General features: G+C 63.0%; 12 protein-coding genes and 3 rRNA genes. 3 read left to right on the top strand and 12 right to left on the bottom strand.

Annotated elements, in window-relative coordinates:
- Window positions 1–65 precede the first annotated feature (65 nt).
- Entirely contained in the window at window positions 66–1,067 is a 1,002-nt protein-coding gene (locus O3I_RS06435) for a hypothetical protein (RefSeq protein WP_014982085.1), read from the top strand.
- Between the two features lie 111 nt (window positions 1,068–1,178).
- On the opposite strand, the gene O3I_RS06430 is transcribed toward O3I_RS06435, so the two are convergent.
- Window positions 1,179–1,484 carry a hypothetical protein gene (locus O3I_RS06430; RefSeq protein ID WP_014982084.1) on the bottom strand — a complete coding sequence of 102 codons (306 nt, stop codon included), beginning with the start codon at window positions 1,482–1,484 and terminating at the stop codon, window positions 1,179–1,181.
- A gap of 176 nt (window positions 1,485–1,660) precedes the next feature.
- On the opposite strand from O3I_RS06430, the gene O3I_RS06425 reads away from it, so the two are divergent.
- Together O3I_RS06425 and nucS are read left to right on the top strand one after the other, a co-directional pair.
- The gene (locus O3I_RS06425; RefSeq protein ID WP_014982083.1) at window positions 1,661–2,377 is read left to right on the top strand and encodes a rhomboid-like protein; all 717 of its coding nucleotides are present in this window, start codon (window positions 1,661–1,663) and stop codon (window positions 2,375–2,377) included.
- Window positions 2,378–2,445: 68 nt separating this feature from the next.
- Window positions 2,446–3,132, top strand: coding sequence for an endonuclease NucS (gene nucS, locus O3I_RS06420; RefSeq protein ID WP_014982082.1), 687 nt, complete (start codon window positions 2,446–2,448; stop codon window positions 3,130–3,132).
- Window positions 3,133–3,142: 10 nt separating this feature from the next.
- Here the strand turns inward: nucS and O3I_RS06415 are convergent, their stop codons facing one another.
- The 11 genes from O3I_RS06415 to O3I_RS06365 all read right to left on the bottom strand — a co-directional run bounded on the left by O3I_RS06415 (window position 3,143) and on the right by O3I_RS06365 (window position 17,020).
- Window positions 3,143–3,349, bottom strand: a complete 207-nt coding sequence (locus tag O3I_RS06415; protein WP_014982081.1) for a rubredoxin — start codon at window positions 3,347–3,349, stop codon at window positions 3,143–3,145.
- The gene (locus O3I_RS06410) at window positions 3,346–4,431 is read right to left on the bottom strand and encodes a fatty acid desaturase (RefSeq protein WP_014982080.1); all 1,086 of its coding nucleotides are present in this window, start codon (window positions 4,429–4,431) and stop codon (window positions 3,346–3,348) included. The genes O3I_RS06415 and O3I_RS06410 overlap by 4 nt, the downstream gene beginning before the upstream one ends.
- A 41-nt stretch (window positions 4,432–4,472) precedes the next feature.
- Complete coding sequence (locus tag O3I_RS06405) at window positions 4,473–5,582, bottom strand: SDR family oxidoreductase (protein ID WP_014982079.1); 1,110 nt, start codon at window positions 5,580–5,582, stop codon at window positions 4,473–4,475.
- A 7-nt stretch (window positions 5,583–5,589) separates the two neighbouring features.
- Window positions 5,590–7,692, bottom strand: a complete 2,103-nt coding sequence (locus O3I_RS06400) for an MMPL family transporter (RefSeq protein WP_167829106.1) — start codon at window positions 7,690–7,692, stop codon at window positions 5,590–5,592.
- 212 nt (window positions 7,693–7,904) lie between these two features.
- Window positions 7,905–8,519, bottom strand: coding sequence for a hypothetical protein (locus tag O3I_RS06395; RefSeq protein ID WP_141691681.1), 615 nt, complete (start codon window positions 8,517–8,519; stop codon window positions 7,905–7,907).
- A gap of 265 nt (window positions 8,520–8,784) precedes the next feature.
- Window positions 8,785–8,901 (bottom strand): 5S ribosomal RNA (gene rrf / locus O3I_RS06390).
- A gap of 136 nt (window positions 8,902–9,037) precedes the next feature.
- Window positions 9,038–12,172, bottom strand: a 23S ribosomal RNA gene (locus tag O3I_RS06385).
- Between the two features lie 318 nt (window positions 12,173–12,490).
- Window positions 12,491–14,009: ribosomal RNA gene (locus O3I_RS06380) — 16S ribosomal RNA — on the bottom strand.
- Together the 16S, 23S and 5S rRNA genes form the textbook arrangement of a ribosomal RNA operon.
- A 481-nt stretch (window positions 14,010–14,490) precedes the next feature.
- The gene (gene murA, locus O3I_RS06375) at window positions 14,491–15,750 is read right to left on the bottom strand and encodes a UDP-N-acetylglucosamine 1-carboxyvinyltransferase (RefSeq protein WP_014982076.1); all 1,260 of its coding nucleotides are present in this window, start codon (window positions 15,748–15,750) and stop codon (window positions 14,491–14,493) included.
- A 223-nt stretch (window positions 15,751–15,973) separates the two neighbouring features.
- Window positions 15,974–16,555: a cob(I)yrinic acid a,c-diamide adenosyltransferase gene (locus O3I_RS06370; protein WP_014982075.1), complete on the bottom strand. Its 582-nt coding sequence runs from the start codon at window positions 16,553–16,555 to the stop codon at window positions 15,974–15,976.
- A gap of 48 nt (window positions 16,556–16,603) precedes the next feature.
- Window positions 16,604–17,020: a DUF2550 domain-containing protein gene (locus tag O3I_RS06365; protein ID WP_014982074.1), complete on the bottom strand. Its 417-nt coding sequence runs from the start codon at window positions 17,018–17,020 to the stop codon at window positions 16,604–16,606.
- Window positions 17,021–17,180 lie beyond the last annotated feature (160 nt).

Here is a 17,180-nt window from a genome sequence, read left to right as displayed (position 1 = left end):
ACTCGTCGGAATCACATTCGCGGTCGAGTCACCATCGGGACTCGGTAGGCTGTAGTTTGTGTGCCATGTCGTCACCTGAGTCCGATCGCAATCGCTTCGTTGCACTGCCCTTCACCGTTGTGCGCAAGGGTTATGCGCAAGACGAGGTACGCAACTACTTCGACCGCTTCGACGCCGAACTAAGGGTCACCGCTACCGACCGGGATGCTGCTGCGGCACAAGCCCGTAACCTCGCGAGCCAGCTCGAGGATGCGCGTGACGAGATCGACGAACTCCGCAAGGAGGTCGACCGTCTCTCGGTGCCACCCACCACCGCGGAAGGCATGTCCGACCGCATCTCCCGCATGCTGCGGCTGGCCTCCGACGAGGCCTCCGAGGTTCGTGCCCTGGCGCAGGCCGAAGCCGCGGAGATGGTGTCGATCGCGGAGCAGCAGGCCACCGAAATGCGTGGCAAGTACGAGTCGTTGCTGGCCGAAACCAAGGAAAAGCGCGAGGCGCTCGAGATCGAGTTCGAGCAGACCCTCGCCAACGCGCGCACCGAGTCCGCCAAGATCATCGAGGCCGCCCAGGCCGAGGCCGACCGTCTCGGCAAGGAAGCCGACGCCAAGCGCAAGGCGAACCAGCAGGACTTCGAAGTCACCATGGCCGAGCGGCGCACCAAGCTCACCCGTGCCATGGAAGAGCTGGAGGCCACCAGCCGCGCCGAGGCCGCACAGCGGATCAAGGACGCGACCGACGAGGCCAACCGCCTCATCACCTCCGCGACCCAGACCTCCGAGCGCAAGATCGCGCACGCGAAGGAACTGGCCGAGGAGATGCGCGTGCTGCGCGGCCGCGTGCTCGCCCAGCTGCTCGGTATCCGCGGCCAGCTCGACTCGGTGCCCGCGATGCTCGCCGCCGTCAACCGCGAAAGCGAACTGCTGGACGGCGTCCCGGACAACCGCAAGTCCATCGGCGGCAACACCAAGCAGGTCGCCGGCTCCAACCGCAAGGCGATCCCCGAGGTCGCGGCCGAAGACGACGAGATCGTCGACGAGGAGCGCGAGAACGCCGACATCAGCAACTGAACGGCGGGCTCGCGGCGACTAACGCAGTACCCCAACCGAATTCATCCGAAGGCCGTCCCTCCCGGGGCGGCCTTCCTAATGCGCGGGCGAAAACGAGTGCGCGACAGCGGACTACGACCAGCGGCGGGTGATGGTGCGGGTGCGGCGGCCGTTCCAGCAGCCGCTGTGCCAGTGGCGGCGGTCGTCCTCGCCGCCGTCGGCCGCCCAGGCGACGATATGGGCGACGCCGATCGCGATCTCGTGGTCACAGCCGGGGCAGCGGTAGGGCTTCGTCGCGCGGGTGCCGGGGATGGTGCGCACCACATAGGTTTCGTCCCCCGGGCCCGTCTCGGTGCGACCGAAGACATCACCGAGCGGCGCGCCGCCCGTACGCGAGCGGCCCGCTCCACCGTCTGGGCGCGGTTTCCGGCGAGGCATGCCTCCACCCTATTACCCGCGCGGAGCGGCCTCTGAACGGCCGGTTCACCGCTTGCCATGCCGTCCTCAGGTTCGTGTGGCACAGTGGGGCACCGCCCGCGCTACGCACGCCGGCGCGCAGTTTCACCGCACTCGCACCGGGAATACCCTGATCGGGCCGGACAACGGAGGTAGGCATGGCCGTCGCGACGACCGCGGACGACCGGGCGACGGTCGTCGGTTCTCGTTGGTGGCGACCGCGTGTGCCCGCGACAGTCGGCTACCTGGCCGCGCTGGTCCTCGTCACCTCGATCTTCTCCGTGCTCAGCGATTCGGCCCAGTCCAACGTGGTGCTGCACGCCAGTACCAACCTGCACAATCTGCTGCAGGGCCGCATCGTCACCCTGCTGTCGAGCGCGCTCGTGATCGGTGACGTCGGCGTCGCCTGGCTGATCATGCCGATGCTGGCCTGTCTGCTCGCGCTGGCGGAACTGCGCTTCGGTGCGCTGCACATGGTGCGGGTGTTCCTCGCCGGGCATATCGGCGCGACCCTGCTCGTCGCCGCCGGACTGTGGGTGGCGATCGAATTCGACTGGGTGCCCGCGAGTGTGCGGTGGAGCGAGGACGTCGGCATCAGCTACGGCGCGATGGCATTGATCGGCGCGCTTGTCTTCGTGGTCCCGCGCCGGTCCCGCATCCCTTGGGCCACAGGGTGGTTCGCGGCCGCGGTAGGCGGCGTCCTGCTCGGCCAGACCTTCACCAACGTCGGTCACCTGCTGGCCTTCTGCATCGGCTCCGCCGTCGGCTACGGCATGATCCGCACCAAAGACCCGGTCACCCGCCCCTTCACCAAGGTGGAATTGGCGCTGCTGGCCACCAGCGCGGTGCTCGCGGGCGCCGTGCTCTTCGGCTGAACCGGACACGACCGCACTCCCGGCGGGCTGACGACAACGGCCGGCGGCCGTTCACCTACAGTGCTTGGGTGCGCCTAGTGATTGCTCGCTGTCAGGTCGACTACGTGGGGCGACTCACCGCCCATCTGGCCATGGCCCGCCGCCTGCTGCTGATGAAAGCGGACGGCTCGGTCCTCGTGCACTCCGACGGCGGTTCCTACAAACCGCTGAACTGGATGAGCCCACCGTGCTGGCTGGAGGAGCGCGGCGCCGCGGACGTACCCGACGGGGCCAAGGCGCTCTGGGTCGTCACCAACAAGGCCGGCGAGGAACTCCGCATCACCATCGAGGACATCGAGCACGACTCCTCGCACGAGCTCGGCGTCGACCCCGGTCTGGTGAAAGACGGTGTGGAAGCCCACCTTCAAGAACTGCTCGCCGAACACGTGCACACGCTCGGCACCGGTTACACCCTGATCCGCCGCGAGTACATGACCGCGATCGGCCCCGTCGACCTGCTGTGCCGGGACGCGGCAGGTGCCACCGTCGCCGTCGAGATCAAGCGCCGCGGCGAGATCGACGGCGTCGAACAGCTCACCCGTTACCTCGAACTGCTCAACCGCGACCCCCTACTGGCCCCCGTCGCAGGCGTTTTCGCCGCCCAGCAGATCAAACCGCAAGCCCGCACCCTCGCCGAAGACCGCGGCATCCGCTGCCTCGTCCTCGACTACGACACCCTCCGCGGCACCGAAAGCACCGAATTCCGCCTGTTCTGAACGAGAAGTCTCAGTCCGTGTACGGGATGAAGTCCGATTTTCGGGCACCGCAGGTCGGGCACACCCACCCGTCGGGTATGTCCGCGAACGCGGTGCCCGGGGGGATACCTCCGTCCGGATCGCCCTCGGCCGGATCGTAGATCATCCCGCAGGTCACGCAGATCCACAGCTCAGCGACCACGACGGATTTCCGCTGCGCCGCAACACCATCGGTCATGGCCGCACCGCCCCGGGCGGCACCGCGAGTCCGAACCTATTTGCGCGGCGAAACGTCCCGAAATCGTTGAACCGGACGCCGTGTTCGCGCAAGATCGTCTGGCACTCGGCTCTTATCGCCTCTCGGATATAGAACGGGTCGCGCACCACGAAGTGGTGGATCGCGTGTGTCCCACCGAAGTTGAAGCACAACGCGTGGACCGGCCACAGCCATCTCGCCGTCCAGACCTGGGTCTGCTGCAATACGTTGTGCGGCTCGACATCGCCGTAGTAGTGCAGGTTCGAGCTGACGAAATACAGGCAGAAGGTGCGAATCGCGTTGGGCGCCAACAAGGTCACCGCAAGGATGTCCAAAGCCCGGTACGCGCCCGGGTAGCCGACGGTGCCGCCGAGCAATTCGTAGACGTGTGCCGAGACGGTCAGGTACCAGAGACCGTAATGCATTGCGCTGAGCGGGAAGTAGGCGAGCGGCGTCGTGATGGCGAGGCGCCGGGCCTCCGCCGGATCGCGCGCCACCCGCGCCACGTACGCCGCCACGAGCCCGCGCATCCGGAATGGCCGTGTGGCATATCCGAGCACGCTGTCCAGCAGACCGAGCAGCCGATGACCACCCCACCGTTCACCATTGCTGATCGCACGTTCCTCCAGGTCCGATTCGGTACCCGAGACGGCGTGATGATGCAGATGCAGCCGTCGGCGCACCCACGGATTGATGGTGCTGGGCCGGAGCAACCAGACACCCGCCAACATCGCGTTGTGCACCCACTTGTTGGTGCGGAAGTACATCGCGTGAATCAGGTCGTGCTCGATCTCGTGCAGCAACGACAGCCAGAATGCGGACGCCAATACAGTTGCCCACCAAGGCAATAGCCCGCAGGCATAGAGCGCGGCGTCGCCCAGCACACCGAGCACCGCACCCAGGAAGATCACCGCCCCGATCGTGTTCTGATGCCCGGCGATCCACGGGTGCTCGACCCGCCAGCGGTCCCCGACCCGGGCGATCTCCCCGCGGATCGCGGCGATCCGATCCGCATCCTGCGGCGCGAGCGTGCGCTCACCCGGCAGTCGGGTCGCGAGGCGCATGGTGTCTCCTGTTCGATGGTCGGTGCGAGTGAGCTACCGAGTCAAGCCACACCGACCTCGCGGGTCAGACCCGTATGGTCGAGATACCAGGCGATCATCGAATGCAGATGATCCGGGCTCATCGGGAAGTCGATCGCAGCGCCGTACCGTTGCGCGACATCCTGGGCGAAGGCCTTGGTGCCGACCACGTGCGGTGCGTAGAACTGCATCGTCCGATGGAATCGCTGTTCGATCGGCGTGAATCCGGTGGTGCTGCCGACGTATTCGGGTTCGGGAATGCCTGTCATCGCTGACATGATCGACATGAGGTCCCGCATGACCGGCGCGGACCCATTCGTGAGATGGACGATGCGTGCATCGAACGTCGGGTGCAGTGACAACGAGACAGCTTGCCGGGCCAGCAAATCGACCGGGACGAGGTTGATCTGCGCAGCCGGGTCGGCCATCATCCGGCGCTGTCGCATGACGAATTTCGGGCCGAAGATCGCGCCCACCCGCCGCCGGAACCGGCACGCGTCCTGGATCAGGCCGTAGAGACCGGCCGCGCTCACGGCCGCGAAGGTCGTGCTGTGCCCGACCACTATGCTGGGTCGCCAGATTCGAGCGTGCATCGAGTCACGCTGCAAGACATGGCTTTCAGCGATTCGCTTGCTCAGTTCGTACTGATTGTTCGGTGTCGTGTCCGTCGGCGCCGGCGACTCGCTGATCCGCCCCATCATCGACCCGGCCACGTAGGCGGTACTGATGTAGTTGAATCGCTCGATCCCGAGTTGCTCGGCCAGATCGAGCAATCTCGTCGTGCCGTCCACATTCACCGCGAAGATCTCGAGCCGGCTGCGGTCCTCGAACTTCAGCGAGGCCGCGCAGTGCCACACGTCGGTGATTTCGTGCGCCGCGAGTTGCCCGGCCACCACGTCGCACGCCAGGTCACCGGCGTGCACGTGCAGCCTGCCCCGGTGCAGATCGATGAAGTCCGCGCCACGTCCGTAGAGTTCGGCCGCGACGCGCAGGACCGACAGGCACCGATCGGTCGCCTCGGCCGCGCTGCCTCGGACCAGTAGATGGATCGGCGCGCGCGTCTGCTCCAGCAGCTCGAGGGTCAGTGCGCCGCCGACAAATCCCGTAGCGCCGGTTACCAGGTATGCACTCATCGGATCCTCACTGTGCGGCGGATACTGCTTCGGGCCGGTGAAGGTGCTTGCCGGAATACGCAATAGCGGGCAGCCACCAGTTCCAACGGCCCATGATCTGCATCAATGCGGGCACCAGCACCAAGCGGATGACGGTCGCATCGATGATGAGCGCCGCGGCGATGGCGAACCCGAACGCTCGCAGGCCGTTGATGTCGGATACCAGCAGGCTGCCGAAGGCGACGGCGAGAATCGCGGCGGCCAGCGAGATCGGCCGCGCCGTACGCTGCAGACCGGTCGCCACTGCGACCCGATTGTCGCCGGTCGCCGAGTACTCCTCCTGAATTCGACGCACCAGGAACAGCTCGTAGTCGGTGGACAAACCGAACAGCAGCACGAACACAACCAGCGGCACCTGGGGCCAGAGCAAACCGGGGTCGGCCGGATCGACGACGTCGTCACCGGTATACCCTTGGAACAGCAACACGGTCAGCCCGAACGACGCGCCGGTTGCCAGCAGGCTCATCAGAATCGCCTTGAGCGGCAACAGAACACTGCGCAGCACGGCAACCAGGACGACGAACATCATCGTGAGCACGCAGCCCACCACCCACCACAGCTTCCGCGACGTCTCGGTGAGCAGATCGGCCACCAGCGCGCTCGAACCACCGACCAGCACCGGCAACCCCGGCGGGGCGGCGGCGGGCACGATCTGGGTACGAATTCGCTCTACCAGCCGGACCACGGCTGGCGAATCGGGTAAATGTCTCGGCACGACGATCACGGCCTGCACCGCGACACCGTCATCGATCACGCTCGCCCCGGCCACTTCCGCATCGGCGCGCAGCGCATCCACCAGCGGGCCGGTATCCGGCGCCGCGGTATCAGCGGGCCGTTGCACCACCACGAGCAGTGTGCTCGTCAGACCGGGCGAGTCACGGTCGACGATCTCCTGACCGATCCGGTCCGGAGTACCGGCCAAGGCTCGCCGTTCCAGATTGATGCCGAGTTGCATATCGGCCATCGGTACCGCGGCCAGCAGCAGTCCCGCGGTGACCGCGATCGCGTAGCGCCACGGCCGCCGCATCAGATGTGCGGCCCAGCGGGCGAGCCGATCTCGACCTTCGACCTTCGCTTTCCTGCCCGGAACCTGTTCGGGCATCCATCGTGGCCGCCACTCCAACCACCGGGTCAGTGGGATCAGCGCCGCGGGCAGCAGCGAGACCGAGGCCGCCAGGGCCGCCGCGGTGACCACCATGACGCCGACCGCGGCCTGGGCGAACACCGGCCACCGCACGAGAAACAGGCTTGTGCACGCCAAGGCCAGGATGAGGCCGGAATACACCACCGTCCGTCCCGTGGTGGCGGCTGCAGTAGCCACAGCTCGCTCCGGTGGGGCCCCGCCGGACAATTCCTCTCGATATCGGTTCATCACGAACAGCGCATAGTCGATCCCGACCCCCAGCCCCACCGCATTGGTACCGACGAGCAACATACCGTCCACCCGGAGCACGTCATCGAGCAGCGCGAACACGCCCAAGGCGGTCAGCACTGCCGCTCCGGCCATGCCTGCGGGCACCAGCGCGGCAACGGGCGCGCGCAATCCGATCAGCAGCACCAGTATCGCGACCGGTACCGCGACCAATTCGATGCGCAGGAGATCCGCTATCTCGGCCTGCTGTACTGCCTGGCCGAAGGCCGAGATGCCGACCAGATACGCACGCACAGTCCCACCGGATGCCGCCTGCACCGCGTCGTCGATCACGCGCTGCTGCGCGGGCACCCGATCCTGCCGTTCCTGGTCGTTGCCCGACAAGCCAACCAGCAGGTAGGCAGTGTGCTCGTCACGGAACAGTGGGCGCAGCGGTTCGAAAGTGTCAGCCAGCACGGGCGCCGGCCGAGGATCACCGATCAACGGCAACGAGACCACTCCGGAGACGCCGTTCTCTTCCCCCAGCGCCGCCATGCCGGCGCCGAGCGCGGCCCGGAACTCGGTGTCCACCGCACGTCGGGTCTCCGAATTCAGCACCGCGATCATTGCGTCGTTGCCGAGCGATGGCAACGCGGCACCGAGCACTTCGGTCGCGCGCTGCGACTCAGAGCCCTCGACCTCGATCGATGGCGAGACCACTGAACCCAATAACCGTGGTAATCCGCAGAGTCCGATGACTATCGCGATCAGCCAGCAGGCGAAGACACGACGTCGATATCGAACCATCACCGAGGCCAGCCGCGCCAACGGATCGACCCGCAGGTCGAGCATCTCCCGCCCTTCCACTCAGCGCACGCGCGGGCACTGCGCCCCGAACCGACAGTCATCGATGCGGGGCCGGCAGAGTCCCGCTATTTCTCGATGGAGGCGTTTACCTTCGTGGCCGTGAACGTGCCGGTCGGGATCGTGGTGCAGTCCGTCATCTGCAGACCGTTGATGACCGCCGTCGCCGTCACCTGCTCGCCGTTGTCGTTCTTGCCCGATGCTTTCGCCTTCGCTGGACCGCCGTCCAGCGGGACGGTCACCTCGATGTCCCCCGCCTCCGTGGTCTCCGCCCCGTCTGGTGCTTGACCATTGGCCTTGTCGACCTTCGCGGTCAGCACGCAGGACTTACCGTCGGCGCTTTCGGTCGACTTGATCGGGCCGGATGTCCCGTTGGCGCCGGTATCCACGCAATCTTCGTTGTCGTCGAAGTTGGTGAAGCGATCGGTCAGTTCGGCGGTGCCGATGAAGCTGTCGCCCTTCGCCTTGATGGTGACTTTGCCCGTACCGTCTTTGCACTCGGAGGTCGCCGCCGCCGTGGAGCTGGGCGCCTCCACCATGTGGTAGCCGACCGCCGAGAGGGCGAGCACACCGGCCGCCAGACACGCCAACTGCCGAGCCCGCCCGCGTCGCGGACGAACTGACCGGGAATCTTCCGTTGCCTCGATTGCCATCGCAAACCTTCCCATCGACTGTGCGGTCATTCGGCAACTCCGTCCCCGAAGCTCAGCCGGGTCGAAGTTATGAATATCTGACATAACACCTGGTGGAGAAGTTGACTGCGCAGAACCTACCATCCGGAACGGACTTTCAGCGTGCGCCACGAGGGTTCGCCCGCAGCGACGAGCGTGGGAAACGCTCGCGCACAGCCTGGTTCGGATAGCGTCGCCAGACCAATCGGAATGATCAGAGACGGTGTATGAACGCAAGAAGACCCCCGACGAATGTCGGGGGTCTTCTGCAATGATGTTCCGGCGGTGTCCTACTCTCCCACACCCTGTCGAGTGCAGTACCATCGGCGCTGGCAGGCTTAGCTTCCGGGTTCGGAATGGGACCGGGCGTTTCCCTGCCGCTATGGCCGCCGTAACTCTATGAAACTATCCACACAGCAGCGCTGACAACCACCCCCGCCAACCCTCCGAAAAGGGACTGACAGACTGGGTATCTGCTGCAGTGTCTGTGTGTTGTTTCAGATACTGCACAGTGGACGCGTAGCTTCTTTGTTGGTAAGTCCTCGGCCGATTAGTACCAGTCACCTACACCCGTTACCGAGCTTCCAGTTCTGGCCTATCAACCCCATGGTCTGTGGGGGGCCTTAACCCTTCAAGAGGGTGAGAAACCTCATCTTGGAACAGGCTTCCCGCTTAGATGCTTTCAGCGGTTATCCCTTCCGAACGTAGCTAACCAGCGGTGCTCCTGGCGGAACAACTGGCACACCAGAGGTTCGTCCGTCCCGGTCCTCTCGTACTAGGGACAGCCTTCCTCAAGTTTCTGACGCGCGCGGCGGATAGAGACCGAACTGTCTCACGACGTTCTAAACCCAGCTCGCGTGCCGCTTTAATGGGCGAACAGCCCAACCCTTGGGACCTACTCCAGCCCCAGGATGCGACGAGCCGACATCGAGGTGCCAAACCATCCCGTCGATATGGACTCTTGGGGAAGATCAGCCTGTTATCCCCGGGGTACCTTTTATCCGTTGAGCGACACCGCTTCCACTTGCCGGTGCCGGATCACTAGTCCCGACTTTCGTCCCTGCTCGAGCTGTCGCTCTCACAGTCAAGCTCCCTTGTGCACTTGCACTCGACACCTGATTGCCAACCAGGCTGAGGGAACCTTTGGGCGCCTCCGTTACATTTTAGGAGGCAACCGCCCCAGTTAAACTACCCACCAGGCACTGTCCCTGAACCAGATCATGGTCCGAGGTTAGAAGTCCAATACGATCAGAGTGGTATTTCAACGATGACTCCCTCGACACTGGCGTGCCGATTTCACAGTCTCCCACCTATCCTACACAAACCGTACCGAACACCAATACCAAGCTATAGTGAAGGTCCCGGGGTCTTTTCGTCCTGCCGCGCGTAACGAGCATCTTTACTCGTAATGCAATTTCGCCGAGTCTGTGGTTGAGACAGCAGAGAAGTCGTTACGCCATTCGTGCAGGTCGGAACTTACCCGACAAGGAATTTCGCTACCTTAGGATGGTTATAGTTACCACCGCCGTTTACCGGGGCTTAAATTCTCAGCTTCGCAACCCGAAGATCGCTAACCGGTCCTCTTAACCTTCCGGCACCGGGCAGGCGTCAGTCCGTATACATCGTCTTACGACTTCGCACGGACCTGTGTTTTTAGTAAACAGTCGCTTCTCTCTGGTCTCTGCGACCCAACCCAGCTCAGGCAGCACGTGCCATCACCAGACCGGGTCCCCCTTCTCCCGAAGTTACGGGGGCATTTTGCCGAGTTCCTTAACCACAGTTCTCTCGATCGCCTTAGTATTCTCTACCTGACCACCTGTGTCGGTTTGGGGTACGGGCCGTGTACCAACTCACTAGAGGCTTTTCTCGGCAGCATAGGATCACTGAATTCGCCTCAATCGGCTACGCATCACCTCTCAGGCGCATGAGACGCGGATTTGCCTACGTCTCGCCCTACAGGCTTACACCAGTACAACCACTGACTGGCCCAGCTACCTTCCTGCGTCACCCCATCGCTTGACTACTACAGCCAGGGTCCCATGCAGCCCCCTCCAGCTTCCCGAAGGAAGTCTTTTGGGTTTTGGATGGTTAGCACAACTGATTCGCCATTGGGCGCGGATACACGGGTACGGGAATATCAACCCGTTGTCCATCGACTACGCCTGTCGGCCTCGCCTTAGGTCCCGACTCACCCTGGGCGGATTAACCTGGCCCAGGAACCCTTGGTCATTCGGCGGACGAGTTTCTCACTCGTCTTTCGCTACTCATGCCTGCATTCTCACTCGCACAGCCTCCACAACTGGATCACTCCGCTGCTTCCATGGCTGCACGACGCTCCCCTACCCATCCACACCACTGCACCACCCTCCGTAGAAGATGGCGGATGTATTGTGTGAATGCCGCGGCTTCGGCGGTGTACTTGAGCCCCGCTACATTGTCGGCGCAGGATCACTTGACCAGTGAGCTATTACGCACTCTTTCAAGGGTGGCTGCTTCTAAGCCAACCTCCTGGTTGTCTTCGCGACCCCACATCCTTTTCCACTTAGTACACGCTTAGGGGCCTTAGCCGGCGATCTGGGCTGTTTCCCTCTCGACTACGAAGCTTATCCCCCGCAGTCTCACTGCCACGCTCTCACACACCGGCATTCGGAGTTTGGCTGATTTCGGTAAGCTTGTAGGCCCCCTAGACCATCCAGTAGCTCTACCTCCGGCGTGAAACACGTGACGCTGCACCTAAATGCATTTCGGGGAGAACCAGCTATCACGGAGTTTGATTGGCCTTTCACCCCTACCCACAGCTCATCCCCTCAGTTTTCAACCTAAGTGGGTTCGGGCCTCCACGACGTCTTACCGTCGCTTCACCCTGGCCATGGGTAGATCACTCCGCTTCGGGTCTAGAACATGCGACTCAAAACGCCCTATTCGGACTCGCTTTCGCTACGGCTACCCCACACGGGTTAACCTCGCCACATGCCACTAACTCGCAGGCTCATTCTTCAAAAGGCACGCCATCACCCACAGTGACAAGTCACTCGCAGGCCCTGACGGATTGTAAGCGCACGGTTTCAGGTACTATTTCACTCCCCTCCCGGGGTACTTTTCACCTTTCCCTCACGGTACTAGTCCGCTATCGGTCACCAGGGAGTATTCAGGCTTACCGGGTGGTCCCGGCAGATTCACAGCAGATTTCACGGGCCCGCTGCTACTCGGGTATCTTCCACGCAAGCCGTTGAGTTTTCGTCTACGGGACTCTCACCCTCTACGACAGGCCGTTCCAGACCACTTCGACTAACCCAACGGTTTCTGACTCACGCCCAATCCGGCAGAATTGAGAAGAAAGACCCCACAACACCGTCCAGACAACCCCTGCCGGGTATCACATCTGAACGGTTTAGCCTCTTCCGCTTTCGCTCGCCACTACTCACGGAATCACTATTGTTTTCTCTTCCTGTGGGTACTGAGATGTTTCACTTCCCCACGTTCCCTCCACACACCCTATATATTCAGATGCGGGTAACACGACATCACTCGTGCTGGGTTTCCCCATTCGGAAATCCTCGGATCTCAGCTCGGTTGACAGCTCCCCGAGGCTTATCGCAGCCTCCTACGTCCTTCATCGGCTCCTGGTGCCAAGGCATCCACCGTACGCTCTTAAACACTTACTAACAAAGATGCTCGCGTCCACTGTGCAGTTCTCAAACAACACACAAAACTCAGCCCACCTGCAGCACCAGCCGAGGAACCCTCGCGGTATGACTGCGGACCAAGTCCTGTCGTTATCTTGCCTGGAAAGAACGTCTGTTCTTTCAGGACCCAATAGTGTGTCGGTATATCACCGCGGACCGAAGACATGGCTCCGATCACGATGCGATGAGCTTGTCAGCGTTCCACCCATGAGCTCCGCCGGACCACATATGAGTCCGAAACGGCTCTGCCAGAAGCAATCTCGACTCTTCGAGACACTCACTGGAGATGCTCCTTAGAAAGGAGGTGATCCAGCCGCACCTTCCGGTACGGCTACCTTGTTACGACTTCGTCCCAATCGCCAATCCCACCTTCGACGGCTCCCTCCCACAAGGGGTTAGGCCACCGGCTTCGGGTGTTACCGACTTTCATGACGTGACGGGCGGTGTGTACAAGGCCCGGGAACGTATTCACCGCAGCGTTGCTGATCTGCGATTACTAGCGACTCCAACTTCACGGGGTCGAGTTGCAGACCCCGATCCGAACTGAGACCGGCTTTAAGGGATTCGCTCCACCTCACGGTATCGCAGCCCTCTGTACCGGCCATTGTAGCATGTGTGAAGCCCTGGACATAAGGGGCATGATGACTTGACGTCGTCCCCACCTTCCTCCGAGTTGACCCCGGCAGTCTCCTGCGAGTCCCCGGCATAATCCGCTGGCAACACAGGACAAGGGTTGCGCTCGTTGCGGGACTTAACCCAACATCTCACGACACGAGCTGACGACAGCCATGCACCACCTGTACACCGACCACAAGGGGGCCTACATCTCTGCAGGTTTCCGGTGTATGTCAAACCCAGGTAAGGTTCTTCGCGTTGCATCGAATTAATCCACATGCTCCGCCGCTTGTGCGGGCCCCCGTCAATTCCTTTGAGTTTTAGCCTTGCGGCCGTACTCCCCAGGCGGGGTACTTAATGCGTTAGCTACGGCACGGATCCCGTGGAAGGAAACCCACACCTAGTACCCACCGTTTACGGCGTGGACTACCAGGGTATCTAATCCTGTTCGCTACCCACGCTTTCGCTTCTCAGCGTCAGTTACTTCCCAGAGACCCGCCTTCGCCACCGGTGTTCCTCCTGATATCTGCGCATTTCACCGCTACACCAGGAATTCCAGTCTCCCCTGAAGTACTCAAGTCTGCCCGTATCGCCCGCAAGCTTGGGGTTGAGCCCCAAGTTTTCACGGACGACGCGACAAACCGCCTACAAGCTCTTTACGCCCAGTAATTCCGGACAACGCTCGCACCCTACGTATTACCGCGGCTGCTGGCACGTAGTTGGCCGGTGCTTCTTCTACAGGTACCGTCACTTGCGCTTCGTCCCTGTCGAAAGAGGTTTACAACCCGAAGGCCGTCATCCCTCACGCGGCGTCGCTGCATCAGGCTTCCGCCCATTGTGCAATATTCCCCACTGCTGCCTCCCGTAGGAGTCTGGGCCGTGTCTCAGTCCCAGTGTGGCCGGTCACCCTCTCAGGTCGGCTACCCGTCGTCGCCTTGGTGGGCCGTTACCCCGCCAACAAGCTGATAGGCCGCGGGCCCATCTCGCACCGATAAATCTTTCCACCCAACAGCATGCACTGAAAGGTCATATCCGGTATTAGACCCAGTTTCCCAGGCTTATCCCGAAGTGCGAGGCAGATCACCCACGTGTTACTCACCCGTTCGCCGCTCGTGTACCCCGAAGGGCCTTACCGCTCGACTTGCATGTGTTAAGCACGCCGCCAGCGTTCGTCCTGAGCCAGGATCAAACTCTCCGTTGAAGACTCTCAACCAACCCCCAAAAGGGGTCAATCAGAAGTATCGAAACTAGAGTCCGAAAACCCAGCAAAACAAAACGCCAGCAAAAAGATTTGCTGACTAAATGTCCAACCTCACCCAGACGGGGGTCCAGAGAGGCCGGAACCAATAAATAATTGGCACTGACATTCATCGACACACTATTGAGTTCTCAAAGAACACACGCACACACCATCGCCCGGGCTTCAACCCGCTTGATCAGTGAGGCAACTTATCCAGCTTAGCTCAGCCGCTCCCCCGAATCCAAATCAGGGTCTCGATCAAGCTAGTGTGAGCGTCAGGCGCTCCTCGTACTACCTCGTTTCCCTGGCCTCTCGCTCAGCCTTTCGGCTCAGCTCCTCGGCCCCGGGTCGGTGTCCGTGTCGCTCTGACTTGAATAAAGTTACGTGTCTGCGTGCATCATGTCAAATCGCCTGGTCAAGAAGCGTTTTCGAGGTTAACGCTTCATTCCGCGGCGCCGACCCGGGTCACTTCCCCACCCAGAGCCTGTAGCTGCTCAACGAATTTGGGGTAGCCACGGTCGATGTGGAAGACGTCGTGCACCTCGGTGGTGCCCTCGGCAACCAGGCCGGCGAGTACCAATCCGGCGCCGGCCCGAATATCGGAGGACCACACCGGCGCGCTCGACAGGCGCGGAATACCGCGCACCACAGCGTGATGCCCGTCGGTGCGCGCGTCGGCACCCAACCGGATCATCTCCTCCACGAAACGGAAACGCGCTTCGAAGACGTTCTCGGTGATCATCGACGTGCCATCGGCGATGGCGGCCAGGCCGATCGCCATCGGCTGCAGGTCGGTGGGGAAGCCGGGGAACGGCAGCGTCGAGAAGTTGACCGCGCGCGGCCGCTCGGCCTGCACGACGCGGAAACCGTCCTGCTCGAACGAGATCCGCGCGCCCGCGGAACGCAGCTTGTCCAGCACCAGGGACAGGTGCTTGGGGTTCACGCCCGTCACCCGGACGTCGCCCATGGTCATGGCGGCGGCGATACCCCAGGTGGCGGCGACGATCCGGTCACCGATCACCCGGTGCGTGGTCGGCGAGAGCCGCTTGACCCCCTGCACGGTGAGCACCGAGGTACCTGCGCCGGTGATCCGGGCGCCCATCTGCACCAGCATGTTGCAGAGGTCGACGATGTCGGGTTCGCGGGCGGCGTTGTCGATGACGGTCTCGCCCTCGGCGAGCACCGCGGCCATCAGGATGTTCTCGGTGGCGCCCACCGACGGGAAGTCGAGCCGGATCTTGGCACCCTGCAGCTCGTCGGCGCGCGCCACGACGCAGCCGTGCTCGATCTCGCTGGTCGCGCCGAGCAGCCGCAAGCCGGCCTGGTGCATGTCGAGCGGACGCGAACCGATCGCGTCCCCACCCGGCAGCGCGACCACCGCTCGCTTGCAGCGCGCCATCAGCGGGCCGAGCACACACACCGACGCGCGGAACTGCGTCACCGCGGGGAAGTCCGCGTGATACTTCGGCTCCGCCGGGGTGTCGATGGTGACCGTTCCCGCATCGATCGCGACGTCGCAGCCGAGGCCGCGCAGCACGTCGCCCATCAGCGGCACGTCGAGAATGTCCGGGCAGTTCGTGATCGTGGTGGTGCCCTCGGCCAGCAGGGCAGCGGCCATCAGCTTGAGGACGCTGTTCTTGGCGCCTCCCACCGCGACTTCACCGACGAGTCGATTCCCGCCGGTAACCAAAAACCGTTCCATGCCGCCTCTCCGCGTATTCGGCGCACTGTTGGGTGCAAGGATAGTTGCGGCACTGGCCCGCCACTCCAGGTATCCAGCTCCGCCACTCCGGGTATTCAGCGCACTGGTGGGTGCCACGGTAGTTCGGTTGCGGGCCGGCGGTCCGACGCCGGGCTGAGTTCTGGGTATACCCGGGGTGTTTACCCATGTATCCGAGACAAGTGTCCTCGTGTCTCGAGCATTATCAGGTGCTCGACCTGGTTCCGCCGGGCTTCCACAGGATATCGCCGCCGGGATTCGCCACGCGGCTCAGGATGAACAGCAGGTCCGAGAGGCGATTCAGATATTTGGCCGGAAGCACATTCGTGTCCTCCGGGTGTGTCTCGATGGCGGCCCAGGCCGCGCGTTCGGCGCGTCGCGCCACCGTGCGCGCCGTGTGCAGCAGCGCCGCCAGCGGCGTGCCGCTCGGCAGGATGAACGAATTCAGTGCGGGCAGTTCAGCATTGAACTCGTCGCACCAGCCTTCCAGCCGGTCGATGTAGAGCTGGGTGATGCGCAGCGGCGGGTACTTCGGCGCCGCGACCACCGGGGTGGACAGGTCGGCGCCCGCGTCGAACAGATCGTTCTGTATCTGCAGGAGTACCGCGCGCAACTCGTCGGCGGGCTGTCCGAGCGCGATCGCCACCCCGATGGCGGCGTTCGTCTCGTCGCAGTCGGCGTAGGCGACCAGGCGCGGGTCGGTCTTCGCGACCCGCGAGAAATCGCTGAGACCCGTGGTCCCATCGTCGCCGGTTCGCGTGTAGATCCGCGTCAGGTGCACACTCACGAGCCTCAGCCTATCCGTTGTCGCGCCATATCCGAGCGGCTGCGCCTGCTAGCGCATCCGGCGGGTGCGGTCGGAGGGGCGCGACTCCACCCAGGACAGAAATGCGGTGCGCGAGGCGCGATCCAGGGCCAGCTCGTAACTGCCGTCGCGATCGGTCACCGCGATCACCGCGATGTCGTCGGTCATGATGTCGTATTCGTCGCCGACCGGAGCGCGGCGATCGCCGATCTCGATGCCCTGGCGGTGAATCGTGCAGTCGGGTCCGAGTTTCAGACTCGTCAGCTTGAAAAAGACCAATCGGTCCTCGTCGTAGCGGATCAGTCCGTGCCGCCAGCCCTGACCACCGCGCGCGGGCAAAACCCGCAGGATCGCGGCGGTTCCGCCGCGCCGCAACATGATCAGGCGATAGGTCGAGGCCAGGGCGAGGAACACGAGCGTGAGCACCAGAATGATCAGGAGAACCATCCCGGTCTGCAATGCAGTTCGTCCCTTCGCTCTGTCGCCGTGTCGTCGACACCCTATTCAATTGGCGGTGCTCGCAAGCCCTCCGAGGATCCGGCTTCGGGCCCATCGCGATCACCGCCGTGCGGTCATTCAACCATGACCTCGAGTTTACAAACGGGCC

This window comes from Nocardia brasiliensis ATCC 700358 (genome assembly GCF_000250675.2).
Classification (GTDB): Bacteria; Actinomycetota; Actinomycetes; order Mycobacteriales; family Mycobacteriaceae; genus Nocardia; species Nocardia brasiliensis_B.
The sequence above is the reverse complement of the archived record's forward strand: the minus strand, read 5'-3'. Positions and strand labels throughout refer to the sequence as shown.

Bases quoted from the DNA above. Each gene is read 5' to 3' on its own strand.
- O3I_RS06435 (WP_014982085.1), top strand. From the start codon at position 66: ATGTCGTCACCTGAGTCCGATCGCAATCGCTTCGTTGCACTGCCCTTC.
- murA (WP_014982076.1), bottom strand. From the start codon at position 15,750: ATGGAACGGTTTTTGGTTACCGGCGGGAATCGACTCGTCGGTGAAGTC.
- O3I_RS06410 (WP_014982080.1), bottom strand. From the start codon at position 4,431: ATGCGCCTCGCGACCCGACTGCCGGGTGAGCGCACGCTCGCGCCGCAG.
- O3I_RS06425 (WP_014982083.1), top strand. From the start codon at position 1,661: ATGGCCGTCGCGACGACCGCGGACGACCGGGCGACGGTCGTCGGTTCT.
- O3I_RS06365 (WP_014982074.1), bottom strand. From the start codon at position 17,020: ATGGTTCTCCTGATCATTCTGGTGCTCACGCTCGTGTTCCTCGCCCTG.
- O3I_RS06395 (WP_141691681.1), bottom strand. From the start codon at position 8,519: ATGACCGCACAGTCGATGGGAAGGTTTGCGATGGCAATCGAGGCAACG.
- O3I_RS06430 (WP_014982084.1), bottom strand. From the start codon at position 1,484: ATGCCTCGCCGGAAACCGCGCCCAGACGGTGGAGCGGGCCGCTCGCGT.
- O3I_RS06415 (WP_014982081.1), bottom strand. From the start codon at position 3,349: ATGACCGATGGTGTTGCGGCGCAGCGGAAATCCGTCGTGGTCGCTGAG.
- O3I_RS06405 (WP_014982079.1), bottom strand. From the start codon at position 5,582: ATGAGTGCATACCTGGTAACCGGCGCTACGGGATTTGTCGGCGGCGCA.